Origin of the sequence: Marinobacter excellens LAMA 842 (assembly GCF_001574445.1) — a bacterium.
Lineage (GTDB): Bacteria > Pseudomonadota > Gammaproteobacteria > Pseudomonadales > Oleiphilaceae > Marinobacter > Marinobacter shengliensis.
In genome coordinates this window covers 212,498-236,334 of record NZ_LOCO01000005.1, presented here as the reverse complement: position 1 = coordinate 236,334, position 23,837 = coordinate 212,498, and the positions used below count along the sequence as shown (strand labels likewise).

Genomic DNA, 23,837 nt, shown 5'->3' with positions numbered 1-23,837 from the left:
AAGCCGTATTGGCGGGACTCGCCTACTGCCCGGAAATAGCTAGCTCCCAGGAATGCGGCGATGTCTCGGCTGAAGTCCTGGTGAAAATGCACGCGGAATCCGGCATAGCCGAGGCTGTCTGGCAGGTCATCAAACGCGTCGTTGTCGCCATAGTCGAAGTTTTCGTTCCGGTAGGGCAAGGCGTGGGCCCTGCCATTGACCACTTCGTAGAAGTGCACGGGCTCCTGGAAGTAGAGGCCCAAATGAAAGAACTGGAGCTGAAAGGCGCTGTCTCGTTCCCGCCAAAGTGCCTGTTCTGGCCGGTAGCGTATGGCTTGATATTGGTCCCAATTGAGGGATTGCAGGCTTGGCGGCAGGGGGCTCTGGGGGGCGCGATAAGGTTGGGCCGCCAATATCCGGGCGTGTTCCCGGAGCCAACGGGCACTAAAAACCTGCCCGTCGGAGCCGGCAACGCTGGCCAGTACTCGCCCGGTGCCGGACAGGGCAAGGGGGGCACCAGCGGCCAGTGCCAGTCCGAATTTCAGGAGGCGACGCCGATCCATGGGGAGTGCTCCGGTTGGTTTCTGTGGGTGTGAGTAGCGGTTTGTATCGGGCTCAGGTTCAGGCTCAGTCGGGCAAGTGCCCTACCCCAAGGTGAGTCGGGCTCAGACTGCCAAGCCTTGAGATGCAGAGATTGCATGGCTTTAGGGTGGTCGCAGAGCAGGCTGATCTGGCTGCTGGTGAGTGCGTCGGGGCCTTGTGCTGCACACTGGTTGACCAGGGCATTCAACACCCGTTGCTTGCTCCCCCCGGAGGGGCCGGGTTGGCGTTGCCGCCAACAGTGGTAACGGGGAGATAGCACTGTCTGTTCGAACCAGCTCAGTGATGGCAGGCGATTGTTCTGCGGGTGGTCCATCGAAGCGCGAGCGATGACTGGCACAGGGGATGCCTGTTCGGGAATGACCATTTGTTGGCCGGTGCGCTTGCCCGCTAGCCACACCGTGAGTAACGGCGCAATCAGCACCGGAATCGTGACCGGCAGGGCCCAGAGCGTCAGGTTCGGGCTGAACCACTGGATCAAAATCAGTACGCCGGCGCACACCAGTGCGGGCCGGGCAAAGTGCTGAAGCGCTTCCTCCAGCCCACCGGCACCGGTTCGATTCTGCCCCTGCCAACGCAAGCTGCTATTCACGACTGCACCGGCGACATGGCCGCTATGGGCGATCATTCGGATGGGTGCCAGTATCAGTGATATCAGGGTTTCAATGACCGTGCTGGCTGCCATCCGCCACCGGCCACCAAACAGCCTCTCGCGCCGGGCAAGGCACTGGTCTACCAGTGCCAGAATCCGCGGGCCCAGCAGCGTTGTTACGGTGAGCCCGATCAGGCAGGCACCAGCCAGGTTCCAGCCTGTGGACGACACCCCGATCAGCCCGGGCAACGGTTGGCTAACCGGTGTTCCCGCCATGGCGAGGTAGCCAGACAAGGCAAGAAACGCCAACCACAGGGGTGAGGCCAGATAAGCCAGAATGCCGGTGAGTAGCGCCAGGCGGTGGGCAAAACGCAGCTTGGTCATCGTGAGCAAGGGGACCAGGTGCTGCAGGTTGCCCCGGCACCAGCGACGGTCGCGAATCAGGTCGTCTCCGAGGGTGGGCGGTGATTCCTCATAGCTGCCGGCGATGGCCGGTTCCAGCCACACCTCGAAACCGGCGCGGCCCATAAGCGCAGATTCGAGATAGTCGTGACTCAATATCGGGCCACGAAAAAGCCCCCAACCCCGTAACTTTCGCAAACCGCAGTGGGCCATGAACGGTGCTACCCGGATAATGGCATTGTGGCCCCAGTAATTGGCATCACCCAGTTGAATGGCTGCCAGGCCGGCACTGTGGATTCGGCCATAGCACCGATTGGCGAACTGTTGCAGCCGGGCAAAGCGGGTATCTGCCCGTACCAGCCTGGGTGCGGTCTGGATAATGCCGGCCCGGGGACGCTGTTCCATCAACTGAACGAGTTTTTCAATCGCTGAGGCTGTGAGCAGGCTGTCGGCGTCCAGCACCACCATGTAACGGTATCGGGCACCCCATCGTCGGAGGAAATCGGCGATGTTGCCGCTTTTAAAGTTCAGGTTCACTCGCCGGCGGCGGTAAAAAAGCCGGTTGCCGGCAGCCATACCGGCGCTCAATTCAGCGCAGGTTGCCTGCTCCTCAAGCCAGACTTCCGGGTCCTGACTGTCGGACAACACATAGACATCAAGTTGGTTGTGCCAGCCCTTGTCTTCAAGCTCTTGATACACAGCCTGAAGATTACCGAGGGAACGTTGCACCGGTTCGTGACAGACTGGCATCACCAACGCCAGCCGGCCTTTGAACGACCCGGCGCCCGCACACCCTGAGAACCGGCGGCTGAGGCTGTGGGGATCGCCCCCGCGCCTGAGCATTGCAAAGCCGAACACCGCGGTCCAGAACCCGAGGCCTATCCAGGTAAACAGAATGGAAAACAGAACAACCAACAGTACCGCGGGCCACCCCTGCTGGGTCATGGACAGGCTATGGGAAAGCAGCCAAACGCCGAAAGTTGTCTGCCCCAGCACCAGCAGTGCGAGCAAAGCGCGCCGCTTGTAGGCGACAGTCTGCCAACGGGGTTCAGTCACCCTGGTACCCGATCCGGCTGCGGGTAAGTTTCGGCGGGGTAGCCTGGTGCTTGTCAGTGTCTGTCGAAAGAGAACGCTGAATGGCAGGCAGAACATGGCTCAGATTTGCATTGCCTGCCCCGTAACAGTACCGGTCAACCACGTGTTGCAGGCGGGACAGACCAACGGGGCAGGCGTCGTGCCGCATGGCATGAAGATAAAGCAATGCACGTTGATGGGTGGTGTCTGTCAGATCCACGGTTGTCTCCCGGCTTGTAACGGCTCGGAAACATACGGAAGCGTCCCGGTATTCAGACCACTTTATGACGCGTCATTAAGATACTGGTCCTTGAGCTTAACGTAGTTGGCTGCGGTGTATTTGAAGAACGTGCGTTCCTTGTCTGACAGTGCCCGGGCCTGCTTACAAGGCGAGCCCACGTAAAGGTAGCCGGATTCCAACCGTTTGCCCGGTGGCACCAGGGTGCCGGCCCCGATAATCACGTCGTCCTCCACCACTGCGCCGTCCATAACGGTGCAGCCCATACCCACCAGCACCCGGCTGCCAATGGTGCAGCCATGCAAAAGGGCTTTATGGCCAACGGTCACGTCATCACCAATGATCAACGGCCAGCCGCCAGGGTTGAAGTCGCTGGCATGGGTGATATGCAGAACGGAGCCATCCTGAATGCTGCAGCGGTCGCCGATGCGGATTTTGTGCATGTCACCGCGGATGACGGTCATGGGCCAGACCGAGCAGTCTTCGCCCATGACCACATCACCGATGACCACGGCGCTCTCATCTACCCAGGTCCGTTCACCAAATTGTGGTGTGATACCCTTGTGAGTTCGTACATTTGCCATTACATATACCTCAATGCTGTCCAAATACGGTGCAAGGCGCCGGTGGGGGATGGCTTTCAGAAACACGCTCCTTCGGCACATCCATGTGGCGCTTGGGCTCCGCCATCCATGGCTCCGCACAGTTTCTGAAAGCCATCCCCCACCGGCACCCCGTAGCTTGGTGCAAGCTATCTTATTCACGAACAGCTGAGAAGGGGACTTATGAATAACCCGCTACTGACTGACGATCTGCTGCCGAAGTTCGGCCACATTCGCACCGAGCACATGGAAACGGCGATTGACCAGATTCTCAGCGAGAATCGAATGAAAATTGCCGAGCTGTCCCAGCAGGAAGATCCCACCTGGGACACCCTGGCCCAGCCGATGCAAGCGTTAGAGAACAAGCTCAGCAACGCCTGGTCAGTCATTTCACACCTGAACGGCGTGATGAACAACGACGACCTGCGCAAGGTGTACAAGAACTGTCTGGAGAAGCTGACCGAGTACAGTACCGAAGTCAGCCAGAACGGTGCCCTGTGTGAGGCATACAAGAAACTGGCCACAAGGGACGACTTCAAAGATCTGAGTGAACCTCAGCGTAAATCCATCGAGAACGTGCTGCGGGATTTCCGCCTGGGCGGGGTCGACTTGCCGGAAGACAAGAAGAAGCGTTACGCGGACCTGTCCCGGGAGCTGGCGGAGTTGTCCAACAAGTTCAGTGATAACGTGCTGGATGCCACTCAGCACTGGTTCAAGCAGATTACCGACGTAGACGAGCTGTCCGGCCTGCCGGAAACCGCCATTGAGGGCGCCAGGCAGGCGGCGCGGCAGAAGGACCTGGATGGCTACGTGATCACCCTGGATTTCCCCAGTTTCTACCCGGTGATGACCTACTGCAACAACCGGGAACTGCGCCGGGAGGTTTACGAGGCGTTTGTGACCCGCGCCTCAGACCAGGGCCCGGATGCGGCTACCTGGGACAACACACCGGTAATGGCAGAGATCCTCAAGCGGCGTCATGCGCTGGCCCAGCTGCTGGGTTTTGATAACTACGCCGAGCGTTCCCTGGCCACCAAGATGGCCCGGAGTGTCGACGAGGTGCTGGCGTTCCTGAACCAGCTGGCGGCCAAGTCCAAGCCCCAGGCAGAGAAAGAGTTTGCCGAGTTGAAGGCGTTTGTGAAAGATGAATACGGTGTAGACGACCTGCAGGCCTGGGATATCGGCTACTACAGCGAAAAGCTGCGCCAGAAGCAGTACGACATCTCCCCGGAAACCCTGCGCCCTTGGTTCCCGGTGGATAAAGTGGTGCCGGGCCTGTTTCGGGTGGCGGAGAAGTTGTTTGATGTGCAAATTGAAGAGCACGCAGACGTAGAAACCTGGCACGAAGACGCCAAAGCTTACTGCATCAGCCGTAACGGCCAGCCCATTGCCTGGTTCTATCTGGACCTGTTCGCCCGCCAAGGCAAGCGCGGCGGTGCCTGGATGGCCGACTGCCGGGTGCGCTGGCGCGATATGCGCGGCAAGCTGCAGCTGCCGGTGGCGTTCCTGACCTGTAACTTTACCCCGCCGGTGGACGGCAAGCCGTCGCTGCTGACCCACGACGAAGTCACCACGCTGTTCCACGAATTCGGCCACGGCCTGCACCACATGCTCACCCAGGTGGAGGTGATGGACGTGTCGGGCATTAACGGCGTGGCCTGGGATGCGGTGGAGCTGCCCAGCCAGTTCCTGGAAAACTGGTGCTGGAACCCGGAATCGCTGGCGCTGATTGCCAGCCACCACGAAACCGGCGAACCACTACCGGAAGACCTGCTGCAGAAACTGCTGGCGGCCAAGAACTTCCAGTCCGGCATGGGCATGGTGCGGCAGCTGGAATTCTCGCTGTTCGACTTCCGCCTGCACGCGGAGTTCACCGACGTGGCCCCCACCAATCCGTTGGATATGCACCGCAAGGTGCGGGAAGAAATCGCCGTGGTCCAGGCGCCGGAGTTCAACCGGTTCCCCAATGGCTTCTCCCACATCTTCGCCGGTGGTTACGCGGCGGGTTATTACAGCTACAAGTGGGCTGAGGTGCTTGCGGCCGATGCCTTCTCCCTGTTCGAGGAAAAAGGCATCTTCGACCCGGAAACCGGCCAGGCCTTCCTGCACAACATCCTCGAAAAAGGCGGCTCCCAGGAGCCCATGGAACTGTTCAAAGCCTTCCGGGGCCGTGAACCGCAGGTGGATGCCCTGCTGAAACAATCCGGCATCACGGACGAAGCTGCCTGATACAATCCACCCCGGTTGTCGTACCGGCAACCGGGTGTGTTACTGGAGTAGAGTTATGGCAAGTCCGAAACGCTTCATCGCCGGCGCGGTATGTCCCCGCTGCGCGGAGATGGACAAGATTACGATGTTCACCACCGAGGCCGGTGACCAGATTCGCGAGTGTGTGGCCTGCGGCTATACCGATGCCTTGTCTGACCAGCCGCAGCCGGAGGCTCCGGAGATTGAAACCCGGGTGAACAAGAAGGCCAATACCGATGACCATACGGTGAAGCAGGTGGTGTTTTTTAAGGCTGGCTCTGAGGACTGACCTTGTTTTGGAGTTTGGCCTTGTGGCCTGCTGGTTTGGGGATGGGCGGGTAGCCTGCTTGATTGGCGAATGGTCGGGGTTCGGGAGAGGGTTCCAAAACGGAAAACGTGGTTTTCCTGATTGTTTTGGAACCCTCTCCCGAACCCCTTTTATTTGGCTTGTTTAGAACCGCTTGGGTGTTTGCCGTCCCAGGAGTCGATGATGAATCGGGCCCATCGTCTTGTTTTTTAGCGATTCCTGTGAAGATCAACGTTTGGGGTTGGTGGGGGGTGTCAAAACAATCAGGAAAACCACGTTTTCCGTTTTGACACCCCCCACCAACCCCAAACCACCCACTAAAAACCGCAGGCTACCAAAAAGGCGACGATCACCAAAGATCGATCAAAGCACCATAGCCGCCAACCACCCAAAGGCCAGCAGCGGCAGGTTGTAGTGCAGGAACGTCGGCACCACGGTATCCCAGATGTGGTTGTGCTGGCCGTCCACATTCAGGCCCGCTGTTGGCCCAAGGGTGGAATCAGACGCGGGTGAACCCGCATCACCCAGGGCACCGGCGGTGCCCACCAGGGCCACGATGGCCAGGGGGCTGAAACCCAGTTGCAGGGCCAGCGGCACATACAAGGCCGCAATGATGGGAATGGTGGAGAATGACGAACCAATACCCATGGTAATCAGCAGGCCCACCACCAACATCAGCAACGCCGCCAGCGCCTTGTTATCACCGATGGCGGCCACCGAACCCTCCACCAGGCTGGCGATCTCGCCGGTTTCCCGCATCACCTCGGCAAAGCCGTTGGCGGCAATCATGATGAAGCCGATCATCGCCAGCATCTTCATGCCCTCGGTGAACAGGTCATCCGCTTCCTTCCACTTCACCACGCCGGAAATGTTGAACAGCACGAAGCCCGCCAGGGCGCCCAGGATCATGGAGCCCAGCCAGAGCTGCACCACGAAGGCCACGGCAATGGCCACCAGCGCCATCACCAGGGTTTTGGGGCTGTACTTCACATCCACCCGCTCGGTGCGTTCGATGAGTTTCATGTCGTAGCCCCGGCCGCCCCGGTAGCTGAAGAACACGGCAATCAGCAGGCCGATGAACATACCCAGGGCTGGCAGGGCCATGGCGGACATGACGTTCAGCTCGCTGGCATCCACGCCGTTATCGCCAACATTGGCCAGCAGGATTTCGTTCAGGTAAATGCCGCCGAAACCCACCGGCAGGAACATGTACGGGGTAATCAGGCCAAAGGTGAGCACACAGGCCACCAGCCGGCGGTCCATGTTCAGTTTCGCCATCACGTACAGCAGTGGCGGAACCACCAGGGGAATGAAGGCGATGTGGATTGGCAGGATATTCTGGGACGAGATGGCAATGGCCAGCAGCAGGCCGATGATCATGAACCGGATGCCGGTAGCAGCGCCGCCCTCCTCCTGACGCCCGACGATGGCCAGGGCCTTGTCGGCCAGGGCGTGGGCCAGGCCGGACTTGCCGATGGCCACGGCGAAGGCACCCAGGGTAGCGTATGACAGTGCCACGGTGGCACCGCCACCCAGGCCGGTGTTGAAGGCATTGATGGTGGTTTCCAGAGACATTCCTGCCACCAGGCCACCGGAAATGGCACCAATGATCAGGGCGACGACAACGTGGATGCGGCACAAGCTCAGCACGAGCATGATCAGTACCGCGGCAACAACGGCATTCATGGCAAACTCCGGGTAGGAATTGAAGATTTACCGGCGCCTTTTGGGCACCGGCAGCACGAAAAGTGCGCTAATGTGCAGGAAATGACTGCGGCAGTCAAAGCGGTTGTGTAACGATCACTCGGTGTCGAGGCGGGCGAACCTGGGGACCTGTTCACCGGCCAGTTCCACGGTTTCCCGGAACATTGCCAGCGGCCTCACCCAGAGGCTGTAGTCCCCGTAAAGGCAGCGGTACACCACCAGGGGTTCCTCGGTCTCGCTGTGCCGGGCTACGCCAATGACCTCGTAATCCTTGCCTTTGTAATGGCGGTATCGGCCGGGGGTGATGGGGTGTTTTTTGTCAAACATGCCTTCCTCTCAGGTGGTAACCGGGGATTACCCCTTAATTTCGGCGGACTCCCGCGCCAGTTACGTCCACACTTAACTGAGGCGCTGGGGTTTGGATCTGTAGCCGTAAAGCCGTTCTCCAGTGTAGTTCAAGACTCTAACGCCGGGAATAACAGACAACAATGAATGGCAATATATCAGTGCCGCCCGGGTGCTGAACCGGCCCCCACCGCCGATTCCTGAGCGTCAGTTTTTTAGCTTGTACTTGCCGGGCCCCAGGAAAATCACTGCAAAGGCAATAAACAGGAAGAAACCCTGCAGCTCCAGTGCCCAGCCTCCGTTGCTGCTGAGGCTCAACAGCTGATGCCCATGGACCAGGGCGATGGCGACAATCATATTGAAGACAATAATCAGTGCGCCGATGCGAGTCTGGTAGCCCAGTATCACCATCAGCGGTGCAATGACTTCACCCACGTAAACGCCGTAGGCAAAAATGGTGGGCAAGCCATGGGCGGCGAGCTGTCCTTCGATGAAGCCGACACCGTTCAACAGTTTCGCGATGCCATGAAACAGCAAAAGTCCGCCCAGGGTGAGCCGGACAATCAGTTTTCCCAAATCGGCGTTTTCAAGCACAGGGAGGCCTCCAGATGAGTGAGTGGAAAGCCGAAGGATACCGTGTTTCTGATTGATAATTCAGTGACTTGTTTGTAGTAAAACCCAGGGCCCCGGTTAATAGCCGAGGGAAAACCGGATGTGATTGCGTTCCAGCAGATTTTCCCAATAATGCCGCATCCAGTCCCAGGCCCGGTTGTTGACCTGATCGATGAAGGGGTCAAGATCAAGATTGTAATAATCCGGTGTGCCGGCGATCTGCAGTACGGTGACGGTAATGGAATCATCGAGTTCGTTAGCGAATGGCTCGCCAATCAGTTCGTGGGCCAGCAGGTTGGCACGGGTTGCCTCCAGATCCACCAGTTCGCTGGCTCGAATTGAGCGGTTACTGTCGTGCATCTCTTCCATCAACCGATGACAGAGGTAGGCTCGTATCAGAAGCCCATCCAGACCGTCGTATTGCACCAACAGCACGGACGGCTGGGTAAAGTAGCGGATAGCGGCGTCGACGAAAGGCTGAAACAGCTGGGACTTGCCGGCCTCCCGTGCGCAGGCATCAACACACTCGATCAGTCTTGGCGCCATTTCGATATATTCGACGGCAAACTGGAACAACGACGTGGCTGGCTGATAGCCGTCCACCACGATCGCTGTGGGCAGTTGGGCGGCTTTCTCCTTCATCTGCCGGAGAAATGCGCCGGAGCGGGCTTCCTTTCGCCTTGCCTGGTCAATGATGTTGAGAACAGCCTTTGGTGTCATTTCAGGAGATGCCAGTGTATGAACAAGTTGAGGTCGCAAGGCGTTCCCCCTGGGTCGAGGAGTACACGGGCAAAGGCGCCAATGCTGAATCACAAACGCCCCCGCCGTTTCTGATCAGTGTAGCCAAGATTTTGGGCTCTGCTGTGATTATGACAGAAGTTAACCTTTCACGGCCAGAACGCGGTTCAGGGTCAGCTCTGGCTGAACCAGGTGTCCTGGCGGGTATAACGCCAGCAGAGCCAGCCCATGCTGGCGGCTCTGGCCAGCATCAGGGCTATGAGCGACAGCCAGAGCCCATGGTTGCCCCACCCAGTGCTCAGCCACCAGACCGGCAGGAACACGCCAAGGGCCGAAAACAGCATGGTGTTCTGCATTTCCCGGGTGCGGGTGGCGCCGATGAATACACCGTCCAGCAGGAAACCCCATACCGCGGCCAGCGGCAATAGCCACAGCCAGGGCAGGTACTGCCAGGCCGCGGTGCGCACCTCTTCCAGCCCGGTGAGCAGGCTGATCAGCCATCGACCTCCAAGGACAAAGGCAATGGTCAGTATCAGCGAGCCCCATAAAGACCAGCGCAGGGCGCTTCGGAAAGCCAGGCGAAAGCGCCGCCGGCTGCCCTTGCCAACGGCTTCGCCAATCAGTGCCTCGGCGGCATTGGCGAACCCGTCCAGGGCATTGGAGATCACCAGCAAAAAGGTAATCAGCACAGCATTGGCGGCCAGGATCACATCGCCTTGGCGGGCGCCTTGGGCAGTGAAAAACGCCAGCACCAGCAGCAGTGCGATGGTCCTGACCATGATGTAGCGATTCACCTGCAGAATCGCCAGGTAATCGGACACCTGGCCGATCAGCGCCCGGGTCAGCCGCTGGCCTTCGGGCATTCTGCGTAACACGATGGCAAAACCGATCAGGGCGGCACCGTACTCGGCGATGACCGTGGCCAGGGCCACGCCGCGACTGTTCCAGCCCAGAACCGTCACAAAAAACACATCGAGCACGATGTTGATGCCGTTGGCGATGATGAGCATCACCATAGGCCCCCGGGGGAACTGGGTACCAATAAGCCAGCCCACCAGGGTGTACTGGCACAGTACCGCCGGCGCGCTCCAGATCCTGATTGCCGCGTATTCGGCGGCCAGCTCGGCCACCGCCGGGCTGGGGTTCATCAGGGTCAGGCCCAGGCTGATCAGGGGCTTATGAAATACAATGAGCATCAGGCCGATGCCGACCGCCAGCACGATGGAGCGCAGCAGCAGCGCTACCTGGGCGAAGGGGTCACGTTTGCCCCAGGCCTGGGCCGCCAGCCCCGTGGTTCCCATGCGCATAAAGCCGAATGTCCAATACAGAATACTGAACAGGTTGGCACCGACCGCCACAGCACCAAGGTATTCCGGACTATCCAGGTGGCCCAGCACGGCGGTGTCCACCAGGCCGAGCAACGGCACGGTCAGATTGGTCAGCATCAGCGGCCAGGCCAGTGCCCACAGGCGATGGTCTGTACTGGTCATTATGGGCCTTTTATGAGTTATGGTTCTCAAAATTCCGTGTTTATCCGTTTTGGATTTAAGGATTTTTTAGCCTTTTCTTGATCTGTGTCTATACTCGATCCTGATGTATCCATAATCAGGCTTTCACTCTGAGGCCATCCGGTGTTGCGAGCGCCGGGGTGTGTCGCAGGGGGATGACGCAAAATCCGACAAGAATAACACTCTGTGGAGACACAGTATGCGCGTGCATGCCAAGCGGGCAGTAGCCCTAGCCGCTGGTCTGTTGTTGCCGGTCACTGTCATGGCTGACTGGACCATGAACATGTCACCCGGGGTGACCAGCACCAGTAACCAGATTTTCAGCCTTCATATGACCATTCTCTGGATCTGTGTCGCCATTGGCGTCATCGTTTTCGGGGTCATGTTCTGGTCAATCTTTGCTCACCGCAAGTCCCGGGGTGCCAAGCCCGCGAACTTCCATGAGAACACCGTGGTGGAGGTGCTCTGGACCATTATCCCACTGGCCATTCTGGTGGCCATGGCGATTCCCGCCACCGCGACACTGGTCGAGATGTACGACACCACCGAATCGGATGTCGACATCAAGATCACCGGTTACCAGTGGCGTTGGCAATACGAGTACATTGACGACGATTTCAGTTTTTTCTCGAACATGTCGACGCCGCGCGACCAGATCCGCAATCGTCAGGCCAAGGGTGAACATTACCTGCTGGAGGTCGATAACCCGCTGGTGATTCCTGTCGGCAAGAAAGTCCGTTTCCTGCTCACCGCCAACGATGTCATTCACTCCTGGTGGGTGCCGGCATTTGGTGTGAAGAAAGATGCCATTCCCGGGTTTATCAACGAGACCTGGACCCGGGTGGATGTGCCCGGCACCTACCGTGGCCAGTGTACCGAGCTTTGTGGCAAGGACCATGGCTTTATGCCGGTGGTCGTCAAAGCGGTGCCTGAGGAGGAATACAACGAATGGGTGGCGGAGCAGAGAGAAATGGCTGAAATGGAACGCCAGTTGACCGAGAAAGACTGGACTCTCGACGAGTTGATGGAGCGTGGTGAACGGGCTTATGCAACCGCCTGTGCCAGCTGCCACCAGGCTGATGGTACCGGTATGCCTCCGGCGTTTCCGGCTCTGAAGGGCAGCCAGATGGCGCTGGAAGATATGGACGCGCACATCGAAATAGTCGTGAAAGGCTCGCCCGGTACCGCCATGCAGGCCTTCGGCAACCAGTTGAGCGAGGTCGACCTTGCCGCGGTGATTACCTACGAGCGGAATGCCTGGGGTAACAACACCGGCGAAATGGTCACGCCCAAAGAGATTTTTGATTACAAGAACCAACAGTAATCAACGCCAGATAACAACAATCACCAGCCATAACAAACGGCGGTAACGGGGGTTTTCATGAGTGCGGTTGCAGATACCCACACCCAGGACCATCATCATGGCCCGGCCAAAGGCATTAGCCGCTGGCTGTTGACTACAAATCATAAAGACATCGGGTCGATGTACCTGATCTTCAGTTTCGCCATGTTCCTGCTGGGTGGCAGCATGGCGATGGTTATTCGGGCCGAGCTGTTCCAGCCCGGCCTGCAGATTGTCGAGCCGGAATTCTTTAACCAGATGACCACCATGCACGGCCTGATCATGGTGTTTGGTGCGGTTATGCCGGCCTTCGTCGGCCTGGCCAACTGGATGTTGCCGCTGATGGTGGGGGCGCCCGACATGGCCCTGCCGCGGATGAACAACTGGAGCTTCTGGCTGCTGCCCTGTGCCTTCCTGATTCTGGTCTCTACCCTGTTCATGCAGGGCGGTGCTCCGGACTTTGGCTGGACCTTCTATGCACCGTTGTCGACGACCTACGGGCCGCCGAGTACCACCTTCTTTATTTTCGCGGTGCACATCATGGGTGTGTCGTCGATCATGGGGGCCATCAACGTGATTGCCACCATTCTGAACATGCGGGCGCCGGGTATGACCCTGATGAAAATGCCCCTGTTCGTATGGACCTGGCTGATTACTGCCTTCCTGCTGATTGCTGTCATGCCGGTACTGGCTGGTGTGGTCACCATGATGCTGATGGACATCCACTTCGGGACGAGCTTCTTTGATGCTTCCGGTGGCGGTGATCCGGTGCTGTTCCAGCACGTGTTCTGGTTCTTCGGGCACCCCGAGGTGTACATCATGATCCTGCCGGCGTTCGGGGCCATCTCGCACATTGTGTCTGCGTTCTCCCGCAAGCCACTGTTCGGTTATGCCTCCATGGTGTATGCGGTGGGTGCGATCGCTATCATGTCGTTCATGGTCTGGGCGCACCATATGTTCACTGTGGGCATGCCCTTGGCGGGCCAGTTGTTCTTCATGTACGCCACCATGCTGATTGCGGTGCCCACCGGGGTGAAGGTGTTCAACTGGGTGACCACCATGTTCCGGGGCTCCCTGAGCTTTGAGGCGCCGATGCTGTTCTCGGTGGCCTTTATCATCCTGTTTACCATTGGCGGGTTCTCCGGACTGATGCTGGCCATCGCGCCGGCGGACTTCCAGTACCACGACACTTACTTTGTGGTGGCGCACTTCCACTACGTACTGGTGCCGGGTGCCATCTTCGGCATCTTTGCCTCTGCCTACTTCTGGCTGCCCAAGTGGACCGGCCACATGTACGACGAAACACTGGCCAAGACGCACTTCTGGTTGTCGTTCATCGGTATGAACCTGGCGTTCTTCCCCATGCACTTCCTGGGGCTGGCGGGTATGCCGCGCCGGATTCCGGATTACGCCCTGCAGTTCACCGACTTCAACATGATCTCCAGTATCGGGGCGTTCATGTTCGGGGCAACCCAATTGCTGTTCCTGTTCATCGTGGTCAAGTGTGTGAAGGGCGGCAAGAAAGCGCCCGCCAAGCCCTGGGATGGTGCTGAAGGTCTTGAGTGGACCGTGCCGTCACCAGCGCCTTACCACACCTTCTCCACTCCACCGGAAGTGAAATGACCGGGAGACTGCACCATGTCTGAGCAAACAGGTGAGAAAACGCCAGAGCGTAAAAGTAATGCGAGGGTGATTGGCTGGTGCCTGTCAGGGGTGGTGGGCATGTTCGCCTTCGGGTTCGCGCTGGTGCCGTTGTATGAGGTGTTCTGTGAGATCACCGGCATCAACGGCAAAACCGGTGGCCGGTATGAAGCCAGTGCCACCCAGCAGGTGGATGAAAACCGGACCGTGACAGTTCAGTTCCTGGCCAGCAACGGCCCAGGTATGACCTGGAAATTCCGTCCGGTGGTTCGAAGTGTGCAAGTGCATCCGGGGGAATCGGTAACCATCAATTACTATGCCGAGAACCCGACCGATCAGCCCATGGTTGGCCAGGCGGTACCTAGCCTGGCCCCCTCCGAAGGCACTCTGTTCTTCCACAAGACCGAGTGTTTCTGCTTTAACCAGCAACCGCTGGAAGCGGGGGAAAGTGTGGAAATGCCGCTGATCTTTATCGTTGACCGGGACTTGCCGGAACACATCACCAAACTGACCTTGTCATACACCCTGTACGATCAGGGCAAGCAGGCGGAAGTTTCAAAGTCCGACCGGGCGCAGACAACAACTAACAATAACGGCTAAGCCATCGGAGACAGTTATGGCGGATAACCAGACCTATTACGTTCCCGAACAGAGCAAATGGCCCATCGTTGCCACTGTCGGGCTGGGGGTGACCCTCTACGGGGTGGCCTCAATCATGGTCAATGGCAAACAGGGTGAAAGCACCACCGGCTCCTGGATCATGTTCATGATAGGCGCCTTGATCATGGCGTACATGCTGTTTGGTTGGTTTGGCGCGGTCATCCGTGAGAGCCGGGCCGGCCTGTATAGCCCCCAGATGGACCGTTCGTTCCGCTGGGGTATGAGCTGGTTTATCTTTTCGGAAGTGATGTTTTTTGCCGCCTTCTTTGGCGCGTTGTTCTATGTTCGGGTGTTTGTGGTGCCTTGGCTGGGTGGTGAAGGCGACAAGGGCAGCACCAACATGCTCTGGGAGGGGTTCCAGGCCAGCTGGCCGTTGGTGAACAATCCGGACCCGCAAGCCTATCCGGGCCCCACGGAAGTCATCGGCCCCTGGGGCTTGCCTCTGATCAACACTATCCTGCTGGTAACCTCATCCTTTACCGTTACCATTGCCCATCACGCCATGAAGGCGGGTGACCGGGCAAAGATCAAACTCTGGTTGATGGCGACCATTGCGTTGGCGGTTGTGTTCATGTTCGTGCAGTCCTATGAATACCTGCACGCCTATCGGGATTTGGACCTGACCCTGCAATCCGGTATCTACGGCAGTACCTTCTTTATGCTGACGGGCTTCCACGGTGCTCACGTATTCCTTGGCACCTTGATGCTGGTGATCATGCTGATACGAATCAACAAGGGGCACTTCACTGCCGACAACCATTTTGGTTTTGAGGCGGCAGCCTGGTACTGGCACTTTGTGGATGTGGTCTGGCTGGGACTGTTTGTATTCGTCTATGTCATTTGACAACAACGTTGGTCATTACGGGACCGGGGTCGGGTTAAGCACCAGATCTCCGGTCCACAGGGAGGTCAGAACCACGGCAATGAGCAATACGCTCAACGCCACCCGAACCGCCAGGGAGTTCACCACCCGGCTGGTTTTGCCACCGTCGCGGATCAGGAAAAACAGGCCACTGAACAGGCTGACCATAACCGCCAACAGCAGTACGACGATAAGAAGTTTTAGCATGGGGTGTCCCTGTTGTTGAATGGTTTTATGGACAGAGTCCCCGGTGCACGATGGGAACCTGATATCACTATAGCAAAGCATGGGTAGGTGCGGTTGATGAATCGCCGATGGCAGTTTGACTGGCGATTGCTGATGTTCAGCGGGCTGCTGTTGCCCGTGCTCCTGAGCCTGGGAGTCTGGCAACTCAACCGGGCCGAGGAAAAGCAGTTGCTTTTGGCGGCCTGGCAGCAACAGGCCAGCCAGGCCGACTGGCCAGAACTGGTCTCAGGCGGATTAGAGAAAGGGCAGCCGGTTGTTCTGACCGGCTGGTATACCGAATACACCTGGCTGCTGGATAACCGAACCCGTGATGGTGTGCCCGGATACGAGGTGTTGACCGTGTTTACGCCGGTAGAGGGGCCGTTACTGGTAGTCAATCGTGGCTGGGTTCGCGGCCCCCGCACTCGGGATCAACTGCCGGAAATCGACACCCCGGGCGGACTGTTTACCCTGGAGGGACGGCTGGATGATTATCCGGTGCCCCCCGTGCTGGCTGAGGATGCGGGCCCAGCCAGTGGCTGGCCAAGACGGGTACAGGCATTACCTGCAGCCACTGTTGAAGACACGGTGGCTAGTCCGGCCGGGATGATCCTCAAGCTCTCAGACTCCGAGCAGCCCGGTGCTTACCGCGCCGATCATGCACCGGATGTAATGGGCCCACAGACCCACTACGGATATGCTGTGCAATGGTTTGCGCTTGCTGCAGCACTGACTATATTGACGTTAGTGGCGAGTTATAAAAAAAATGAAAGAATCCGAAAGACAGGAGCCGATAATGACAACGACAACGGCTGATTCCGTGACCGGGCAGGACCCCCTCAGCCCGGAACAGGTTCGTCGTGGCAGGCGCACCGCCCTGCTGCTGTTTGCAGTGGGTTTTGGGCCGATGATTCTGGCCACCATCATGTTTTATACCGGCTGGTTGAATCCGGTTGGTCATACCAACGAAGGCGAACTCCTGATGCCGCCGGTGCCGGTGCAGGCACTGAACCTGGAAACCTCAAACGGGGTGCCGCTGGCAGAGCGCTTCGGCGCTGATCAGGTCGACCCTAACTGGCTTATGCTTGTGGTCTCAGGTACTTGCGGCACCGATTGTGAGGAGCTTCTGTATCTAGCCCGCCAGGTAAACATCGCCCTTGGCAAAAATGCACCTCGGGTCAGCCGGGCAGCAGCGCTGGGCTCTGTGCCAGCCGGGCTCGAGCAACGCTGGCAGGCAGAGTACAGCTCCATGGAGCGACTGCGCCCGGCACCCGGCGCGGCAGCGGCCTGGCCCACTGGCGTGTCACCCGAGACAGCTCCCCGGATCTTGCTGATCGATCCTTTCGGTAACGTGATGATGCATTACGGCACCGAGCACACTGGCAAGCAAATGCTCAAAGACCTCAAGCATTTGCTGAAGTTGTCGCAGATTGGCTGACCAGGGAGAACGGAACGTGACGCAACAGTTTTCCCGGGAGCAATCTGCTCAAACGGTTAAGAAAATGGCCCGCTGGTCCACCGCTGCCTGCCTGCTGGCGGTGGTGGTGATTATGCTCGGTGCCTGGACCCGACTGGTGGATGCCGGGCTGGGTTGCCCTGACTGGCCGGGGTGTTACGGTTTCCTGACGGTGCCCCAGAGTGAAACCCGCATTGCCATCGCCAATGCCCGTTTCCCCGAGACGCCGGTGGATGTGTCCAAGGGCTGGCCGGAAATGATCCACCGTTACGCCGCAGGCATACTGGGCCTGGTGGTGTTTGGCCTGGCCGCCGCCGCGGTACGCAACCGCCGGGCAGGCGTGCCGGTCAAGCTGCCCCTGTTCATCGCCGCTTTTATCATCTTGCAGGGTGCATTTGGCGCCTGGACAGTGACCCTCAAACTCTGGCCACAGGTGGTCGCCCTGCATCTGCTGGGTGGGTTCACCACGCTTACTCTGCTGCTATTGCTAACGCTACGTTTGCGCAAACGATCCCGGGGCTCTGCCCCTTCAAGCACAGCATCGCCGGCCCTCGCCCGCCTGCGCCCCTGGTTGTACGGTGGTCTTATGCTGGTGATCATGCAAATTACGCTGGGTGCCTGGACCGCAGCCAACTATGCCGCCGTGGCTTGCACGGACCTGCCTACCTGCCAGGGGCAATGGTGGCCGGAAGGTATGGATTTCCAGCATGGCTTTGACATTACCCAGCAGGTTGGCCCGAACTATCTGGGGGGGCAGTTGACGGCGGATGGCCGAGTAGCCATTCATGTAACCCACCGACTGGGTGCCGTCATTGTGTTGGGTTATTTCCTGATTTTGCTGGCGCTGCTATGGCGCCATCGGAGTGACAGCGGGCTGGACAGCAGTATTCTGCTGGTTGCGGCGGCGCTTTTGGTGCAAATTGGCCTGGGGTTGGCCAATGTCTGGTTGCACATACCGCTGGCTATCGCCGTCGCCCATAATGCTATGGGCGCCGGCCTGTTACTGGCGATAGTGCACCTGATCTGGCAGCACCGGCAGCTGCCACAACCTGAAACATCCCCCGCAACCCATACAACAACCATAAACCGGGAGGTAACGGCATGAGCGAGCAAGTCAAAGCGCTGCCGGCCGAGGAGCATGCGAGTTCCCTGAGCAAATCCATTTCCTGGCGGGATTACCTGGAGCTGACCAAGCCCCGGGTGGTTGCGCTGATGATCCTCACCTCGGTTATTGGCATGCTGCTGGCGGCGCCTGGCGTGCCCGGCTGGGGTGTGCTGCTGTATGGCAACCTGGGTATTGCCCTGCTGGCAGGGGCCGCCGCCGTTGTGAACCACGTCGTCGACCAGAAGATCGACACTGTGATGGCCCGCACCCGCAAGCGCCCGGTGGCCACCGGACGGATTGCTGCGATTGATGCCCTGTTGTTTGCCACCGTACTGGCAGCCGTGGGCATGATTGTGCTGGTCTGGCAGGTGAATGAACTGACGGCCTGGCTCACCCTGGCTTCACTGGTGGGTTATGCTGGGGTTTACACCCTGTTCCTGAAGCGGGCCACGCCACAGAACATCACCATTGGTGGCCTGGCGGGGGCTATGCCTCCCTTGCTGGGCTGGACTGCCGTTACCGGTCAGGTGGAGGGGCACGCCCTGCTGCTGGTACTGATCATCTTCGCCTGGACACCGCCGCACTTCTGGGCCCTGGCCATTCACCGTAAAGAGGAATACGCCAAGGCCGGTATTCCCATGCTGCCAGTGACCCATGGCAACAAGTACACCGAGCTGCACATTCTGCTGTATACCCTGATGTTGCTGGCGGTCAGCCTGCTACCTTTTGTCACAGGGATGTCAGGTGGTATTTACCTGATCGGTGCACTGGCACTAGGCTTGAGGTTCCTGCAATACGCCATCCGATTGTTGAAGGGCGATGACCGGCGGGTGGCGTTGAACACTTTCAAATACTCCATCACTTACCTGATGGCGCTATTTGTGGTGCTGCTGGTGGATCATTTTGTCTATTTTTGATTGACAGTTTCCGGGTTTATAAAGTGGAGGCCCAATGGGGCGATCGTTACGCATCACGTTGTTTGTCTTGTTCCTGGTGGTCATGTTGGTATTCGGCCTGACAGTTGGCCGGCAGGTGTTCCTGAAAGGAGCCGGTGAATCGCCAGTGGCGGCGCCCGACCTGAGCCAGTACAACACTTATGTGTACGAGCAGCCAAGACCCCTGGCGGAGTTCACCCTTACCAACGAACAGGGTGAAACCGTCACCCGCGATGACCTGAAGGGCCAGTGGACGTTCGTGTTTGTGGGCTACACCAACTGCCCGGATATCTGCCCGGCGGCCATGGCCAACCTGCGCCAGACCGATAAGCTGTTGTCTGCGGATGTGCCCAAACCGGACTACCTGTTGGTCACGGCAGACCCGGAACACGACACGCCGGAACAGCTGAAAGCCTACACCGGCTTTTTCGGTGAAAACTTCCATGGCCTGACCGGCGACCTGGAGACCCTGCGTGAACTGGCGAAGAGTGTCAGTGCGGTGTTTGTTCATCGTGAGGTGGACGGGCAATTGCTGGTGGACCACAGTGGCCACTTTGCCTTGCTTAACCCCGAGGGCCAGCTTCAGGCTTTGATCCAGCCGCCCCACAAGCCCCAGGAGCTGGCCCAGGCCTACCAGCGCATCACCCAGTGGGCCAAGGCCCGCAACCCCGGCTCCTGAACTGGTGGCCCGCCCTGCGGGCCTGCTGGTTGGGCCTTATCCTGCCAAAGTCACACTGACAATTAATCGGTAGTGACCTACACTGCTCGGCCGTTTCATTGATCGACACGACCTCCGGGCTGCGCTATGACCAACTCGCACTCTGCTGACCCAAGACAGCTGTTTACCGTCCTGACCGCCGGCGCCCTGGTGCTACTGGTGGTGCATGGCCTCGGCCGGTTTATTTACACCCCGCTGTTGCCCTATCTGGTGGCCGACGGCCAATTCAGCGCAGCAGATGGCGCTGCCGTCGCCACCTGGAACTATCTTGGGTACCTGATGGGCGCCATGCTGGCCATTCGCTGGCATCGGATTGACCAGATCCGTGTCATGCTGCCGCTGTTCCTGGCGATCCATGTGGTCACCACACTGGTCATAACCCAGACCGACAACCTCACAGTCATATCCGCAAGCCGCTGGCTGAACGGCGTGGCCAACGGCGTGGTGTTCGTGCAGGCACCCGCGTTGATACTGGAGTGGCTGGTGTTGCGCAACAGGGCCTCGCTCAGCGGCCTGGTCTATATCGGTGTGGGCATCGGCCTGCTGGTGTCCAGCGGACTGGTCACCGGTTCTGCGACCCTGCTTGAAGGCGCCGAGCGCTGGTGGCCTGCGGCGCTGTTGTCGATACCAATAGCCTGGTGGGGCGCCATGCAGCTGCGCAGGCTGGAGGTACCTGTGCGCCAGCACGACGATTCCGGGCAGGTGGTCAGCAACACCCCGTTACTGGATCGCGCGAGTATTCCGTTGTTCCTGTCCTATGCCGGGGCTGGACTGGGGTACATCCTGCCCATGACCTTCCTGCCGCTCCTGGCCAAGATGACCTTGCCCCAGGGCCACGGGCTACTGAACGGCACCTGGGTGATCGTAGCCCTGTTTACCATTCCTGCACCCTGGCTCTGGAACAAGTTGGGAGCCCTGATGGGGGATCTGCCGGCATTGAGGCTGAATTTTCTGATCCAGCTGGCAGGGGTGCTGGCGGCAGTAGTCTGGCCGGGGCCCGTGGGGTTGGTGCTTTGTGCAGCGCTGGTGGGCAGCACGTTCCTGGGTACGGTGCTGCTGACCCAGCGTATCGGGCGGGCGTTGCATCCTCATCAGGGGCCCCGGTTGTCGGCGGCGATGGTGGCGCTTTACGGTTTCACCCAGATGGTTGGGCCGTGGCTCACCAAACAATGGCTGGATGCGGGCGGTACCCTGGGGTCTGCCTTCGGTATTGGGGTGGCGGCGCTGGCGTTTGGGCTTTTGTTTGCGTTCTTTGTGCCCCGGGCTGACTTGTGGCGTTCGCGGTCTTGATGTGGTGTGGACCCAGACTGTGGGTTGTGGGGGATTGATCGGGGTGGTGGGGTATTTTTGCCTTGGAAATGAAACTCGCTGCGCTCAGACATTCATTTCCGGCGGAAAAAAATACCCCACCACCCCGCTCTAGCTGACCACGGCGGTTCCGCTGAAGAAAAAATTGCTGGGTGTGTTTGACGGATACTCTGAGTGCGGGTTGAAGGGTTGGTGTTTCACCGCCAGTGATGTTCGCCGGAGAGCGGAGTTTTGTTGAAACCTGAAGTGAGATGCAGAGGGTGAAAGGCTTAACCTCAGACAGACCATGGTAACCTCTGGATATACCCTTAAAGTTATGCAGGGTGTGGGGGTGTTTAGGTTTTTTTGACCGAATAAAGGTGTCTGAGCGAAGCGAGTTCTTTTTCGGCCAAAAAAACCTAAACACCCCCGCGCCACCCCCAAAACTCCCAGGCTAAACCCAACCACACCCCATGCTCCCAATAGAACACATACTCCCAGAGCTAAAACAAACCCTGAACCAAGGCACCACAGCCTTACTGCAGGCCCCGCCGGGTGCCGGTAAAACGACAAGGGTCCCGCTGGCTCTGTTGGACGCCCCCTGGCGGGACAACCGGAAGATCCTGATGTTGGAGCCCAGGCGGCTGGCGGCCAGGTCGGCGGCTCGGTATATGGCGAAGCAGCTTGGGGAGGCGCCGGGGCAGACGGTGGGGTATCGGACTCGTCTGGATACCAAAGTGTCAGGCAGCACCAGGATTGAGGTGGTGACCGAGGGCATTCTGACGCGCCTGATTCAGAACGATCCGATGCTGGAAGACTATGCCGCCGTGCTGTTTGATGAGTTTCATGAGCGGTCGTTGCAAGCCGATCTGGGATTGGCACTGGTGCGGGAAAGCCAGCAGGCCCTGCGGGAAGACCTGCGATTGCTGGTGATGTCGGCCACCCTGGATACCGCGCCTATTGCCCGGGTGCTGGGGGATGTACCGGTGATCACCAGCGAGGGGCGGGCGTTTCCGGTGGAGGTGTTTTACCGCCCTTTGCCTCGTAATGCTCGGATAGTGGACCAAGTGGTGGCCGTGATTCAGGAGGCCCTGCGGGATCAGACCGGTTCCCTGCTGGTGTTCCTGCCCGGAGCCGGGGAGATTCGGCGAGTGGCGCAGCAGCTGGCGGGGCAGTTGCCGGCTAACGTACTGCTGGCCCCATTGTACGGTAATTTAAAGTCCGAAGAACAGGACCGGGCGATTTCGCCGGCGCCGGACGGTACCCGCAAGATTGTGCTGGCCACGGCGATTGCTGAGACCAGTCTGACTATTGAAGGCGTGCGGGTGGTGATTGATGCCGGTCAGCAGCGCCGGGCGGTGTTTGACCCCAACAGCGGTATGACACGCCTTGTGACCGGGCGGGTATCAAAGGCGTCTGCCGAGCAGCGCAAGGGCCGGGCCGGTCGGGTTGAGCCGGGTGTGTGTTACCGGCTGTGGAGTGAGTCGGAGCAGTTCGGGTTGGCGGACTACACGCCGCCGGAAATTCAGGAAGCCGACCTGGCGCCGCTGGTGCTGGAATTGGCCCAGTGGGGGGCCCGTTCCCCGGAGCAGGTGGGTTGGATTGATGCCCCGCCGAAGGCGCACTGGCAGCAGGCGGTGGAGTTGTTGCAGTGGCTGGATCTGCTGGATGCCGAGGGAGCCATCACAGACCACGGAAAGGCGGCCCGGGAGCTGGGCCTCCACCCTCGCCTGGCCCATATGGTGATCAAAGGCCGTACCCTGGGGCTGGGCCAGCTGGCGGCCGAGCTGGCCGCGCTGTTGGAGGAGCGGGATTTGCTCGGGCCAGGCTCCGGTGCGGATCTGCATGAACGGATTCGGGTGCTGCGGGGCGAACGCGGTCATCGCGGCCTGGACACCGCACGGTTGCAGGCGGTTCGGCAGGCGGCAAAACGACTGTGCCGTGGCCCGCTGGCACAGGATTTACCCTCGGAAACCGACGTTGGGCGGGTGTTGGCCCAGGCCTATCCGGACCGTATTGCCCGCCGCCGCTCAGGGGCCATGCCCCGGTATCAGTTGAGTAACGGCAAGGGTGCGGTGTTGCGGGAGGACGATCCCCTGGCTCGGCAGGACTGGCTGGTGACGGCGGAACTGGATGGCAAGGCCCGGGAAGCAACCATCTATCTGGCGGCACCGGTCGACCTCGCAGACCTGGAGCAGGACTTGTCTAACCATATTGAAGAACGTGAGGAAGCCGTGTGGGACGACAAACGCGGCACCATCGTAGCCCGTCGGGTCCGCAAGCTCGGGGCACTGGTGCTGGCGGAGAAACCGCTGAATCAGGTGGCCCCGGAACTGGTTCAGCAGGGCCTGCTGGACGCGGTGCGCCGTAAAGGTCTGGACAGCTTGCCCTGGAGCGATGCAGCACGCCAGTGGGTTGCCCGGGTGCGATTGCTGACTGCGCAGTTTCCCGGTGACTGGCCGGAGGTCAGCGACCGGTCCTTGCTGGATACCCTGGAAACCTGGTTAGCGCCGTTTATGGCGGGCATGAAGCGCTGGTCTGACCTGGCGGGCATCAACCTCGTTCAGGCCCTGAGTGCCCTGCTGGATTACACGCAACAGCAACAACTGGACGAACTCGCGCCCAGATCTCTGACTATTCCCACCGGCCAGAATGTCA

Annotated in this window: 23 protein-coding genes; 13 read left to right on the top strand and 10 right to left on the bottom strand. The window is 59.3% G+C overall.

The window, feature by feature from the left end; genetic code table 11:
- The 4 genes from J122_RS28040 to J122_RS28025 form a co-directional block, all read right to left on the bottom strand.
- Positions 1 to 542: glucan biosynthesis protein (locus J122_RS28040; RefSeq protein WP_197463820.1), on the bottom strand; the 542-nt coding region annotated here is incomplete at its 3' end.
- Positions 521 to 2,629 carry a glucans biosynthesis glucosyltransferase MdoH gene (gene mdoH, locus J122_RS28035; RefSeq protein ID WP_061331388.1) on the bottom strand — a complete coding sequence of 703 codons (2,109 nt, stop codon included), beginning with the start codon at positions 2,627 to 2,629 and terminating at the stop codon, positions 521 to 523. The genes mdoH and J122_RS28040, both read right to left, overlap by 22 nt.
- Positions 2,622 to 2,867, bottom strand: coding sequence for a hypothetical protein (locus J122_RS28030; protein WP_061331387.1), 246 nt, complete (start codon positions 2,865 to 2,867; stop codon positions 2,622 to 2,624). The genes mdoH and J122_RS28030 overlap by 8 nt, the downstream gene beginning before the upstream one ends.
- Before the next feature lie 62 nt (positions 2,868 to 2,929).
- Positions 2,930 to 3,469: a gamma carbonic anhydrase family protein gene (locus J122_RS28025; RefSeq protein WP_061331438.1), complete on the bottom strand. Its 540-nt coding sequence runs from the start codon at positions 3,467 to 3,469 to the stop codon at positions 2,930 to 2,932.
- 201 nt (positions 3,470 to 3,670) lie between these two features.
- Here J122_RS28025 and prlC point away from each other — a divergent pair, with 201 nt between their 5' ends.
- Together prlC and J122_RS28015 are read left to right on the top strand one after the other, a co-directional pair.
- Positions 3,671 to 5,716: an oligopeptidase A gene (gene prlC / locus J122_RS28020; protein WP_061331386.1), complete on the top strand. Its 2,046-nt coding sequence runs from the start codon at positions 3,671 to 3,673 to the stop codon at positions 5,714 to 5,716.
- Between the two features lie 55 nt (positions 5,717 to 5,771).
- The gene (locus J122_RS28015; RefSeq protein ID WP_061331385.1) at positions 5,772 to 6,023 is read left to right on the top strand and encodes a YheV family putative zinc ribbon protein; all 252 of its coding nucleotides are present in this window, start codon (positions 5,772 to 5,774) and stop codon (positions 6,021 to 6,023) included.
- Between the two features lie 381 nt (positions 6,024 to 6,404).
- Here J122_RS28015 and J122_RS28010 read toward each other — a convergent pair whose 3' ends face one another.
- The 5 genes from J122_RS28010 to J122_RS27990 form a co-directional block, all read right to left on the bottom strand.
- On the bottom strand, positions 6,405 to 7,727 hold the full coding sequence (locus tag J122_RS28010; RefSeq protein ID WP_061331384.1) for a Na+/H+ antiporter family protein: 1,323 nt from the start codon (positions 7,725 to 7,727) through the stop codon (positions 6,405 to 6,407).
- Between the two features lie 114 nt (positions 7,728 to 7,841).
- Positions 7,842 to 8,072, bottom strand: a complete 231-nt coding sequence (locus J122_RS28005) for a DUF1653 domain-containing protein (protein ID WP_061331383.1) — start codon at positions 8,070 to 8,072, stop codon at positions 7,842 to 7,844.
- Positions 8,073 to 8,297: 225 nt separating this feature from the next.
- Positions 8,298 to 8,684, bottom strand: coding sequence for a DoxX family protein (locus J122_RS28000; RefSeq protein WP_061331382.1), 387 nt, complete (start codon positions 8,682 to 8,684; stop codon positions 8,298 to 8,300).
- A 96-nt stretch (positions 8,685 to 8,780) separates the two neighbouring features.
- Complete coding sequence (locus J122_RS27995) at positions 8,781 to 9,422, bottom strand: hypothetical protein (RefSeq protein WP_061331381.1); 642 nt, start codon at positions 9,420 to 9,422, stop codon at positions 8,781 to 8,783.
- A gap of 191 nt (positions 9,423 to 9,613) precedes the next feature.
- Positions 9,614 to 10,930 carry an MATE family efflux transporter gene (locus tag J122_RS27990; protein ID WP_156471720.1) on the bottom strand — a complete coding sequence of 439 codons (1,317 nt, stop codon included), beginning with the start codon at positions 10,928 to 10,930 and terminating at the stop codon, positions 9,614 to 9,616.
- 217 nt (positions 10,931 to 11,147) lie between these two features.
- Between J122_RS27990 and coxB the strand changes: the two genes are divergently transcribed.
- The 4 genes from coxB to J122_RS27970 are packed head-to-tail and all read left to right on the top strand — an operon-like array spanning position 11,148 to position 15,435.
- On the top strand, positions 11,148 to 12,272 hold the full coding sequence (coxB, locus tag J122_RS27985; RefSeq protein ID WP_061331379.1) for a cytochrome c oxidase subunit II: 1,125 nt from the start codon (positions 11,148 to 11,150) through the stop codon (positions 12,270 to 12,272).
- Between the two features lie 57 nt (positions 12,273 to 12,329).
- Positions 12,330 to 13,913 (top strand): cytochrome c oxidase subunit I, encoded by a 1,584-nt coding sequence (gene ctaD / locus J122_RS27980; protein WP_058091851.1) that lies wholly within the window; start codon positions 12,330 to 12,332, stop codon positions 13,911 to 13,913.
- Positions 13,914 to 13,928: 15 nt separating this feature from the next.
- The gene (locus tag J122_RS27975) at positions 13,929 to 14,531 is read left to right on the top strand and encodes a cytochrome c oxidase assembly protein (protein ID WP_061331378.1); all 603 of its coding nucleotides are present in this window, start codon (positions 13,929 to 13,931) and stop codon (positions 14,529 to 14,531) included.
- A gap of 16 nt (positions 14,532 to 14,547) precedes the next feature.
- Positions 14,548 to 15,435, top strand: a complete 888-nt coding sequence (locus J122_RS27970) for a cytochrome c oxidase subunit 3 (RefSeq protein ID WP_058091853.1) — start codon at positions 14,548 to 14,550, stop codon at positions 15,433 to 15,435.
- A 15-nt stretch (positions 15,436 to 15,450) separates the two neighbouring features.
- On the opposite strand, the gene J122_RS27965 is transcribed toward J122_RS27970, so the two are convergent.
- A complete protein-coding gene (locus tag J122_RS27965; protein ID WP_061331377.1) occupies positions 15,451 to 15,660 on the bottom strand; it encodes a twin transmembrane helix small protein in 210 nt (69 codons plus the stop codon).
- A 96-nt stretch (positions 15,661 to 15,756) separates the two neighbouring features.
- Here J122_RS27965 and J122_RS27960 point away from each other — a divergent pair, with 96 nt between their 5' ends.
- The 7 genes from J122_RS27960 to hrpB all read left to right on the top strand — a co-directional run.
- Positions 15,757 to 16,494, top strand: a complete 738-nt coding sequence (locus J122_RS27960) for an SURF1 family protein (RefSeq protein ID WP_061331376.1) — start codon at positions 15,757 to 15,759, stop codon at positions 16,492 to 16,494.
- Entirely contained in the window at positions 16,475 to 17,116 is a 642-nt protein-coding gene (locus J122_RS27955; RefSeq protein WP_061331375.1) for a hypothetical protein, read from the top strand. Before J122_RS27960 ends, J122_RS27955 begins: the two co-directional genes overlap by 20 nt.
- Positions 17,117 to 17,180: 64 nt before the next feature.
- Positions 17,181 to 18,239 carry a COX15/CtaA family protein gene (locus tag J122_RS27950; RefSeq protein WP_082780514.1) on the top strand — a complete coding sequence of 353 codons (1,059 nt, stop codon included), beginning with the start codon at positions 17,181 to 17,183 and terminating at the stop codon, positions 18,237 to 18,239.
- The gene (gene cyoE / locus J122_RS27945) at positions 18,236 to 19,156 is read left to right on the top strand and encodes a heme o synthase (RefSeq protein WP_058091858.1); all 921 of its coding nucleotides are present in this window, start codon (positions 18,236 to 18,238) and stop codon (positions 19,154 to 19,156) included. The genes J122_RS27950 and cyoE overlap by 4 nt, the downstream gene beginning before the upstream one ends.
- A gap of 34 nt (positions 19,157 to 19,190) precedes the next feature.
- Positions 19,191 to 19,853, top strand: coding sequence for an SCO family protein (locus tag J122_RS27940; protein WP_058091859.1), 663 nt, complete (start codon positions 19,191 to 19,193; stop codon positions 19,851 to 19,853).
- A gap of 126 nt (positions 19,854 to 19,979) precedes the next feature.
- On the top strand, positions 19,980 to 21,182 hold the full coding sequence (locus J122_RS27935) for a YbfB/YjiJ family MFS transporter (protein WP_061331373.1): 1,203 nt from the start codon (positions 19,980 to 19,982) through the stop codon (positions 21,180 to 21,182).
- 470 nt (positions 21,183 to 21,652) lie between these two features.
- On the top strand, positions 21,653 to 23,837 hold a 2,185-nt coding region (gene hrpB, locus J122_RS27930), incomplete at its 3' end, for an ATP-dependent helicase HrpB (protein WP_061331651.1).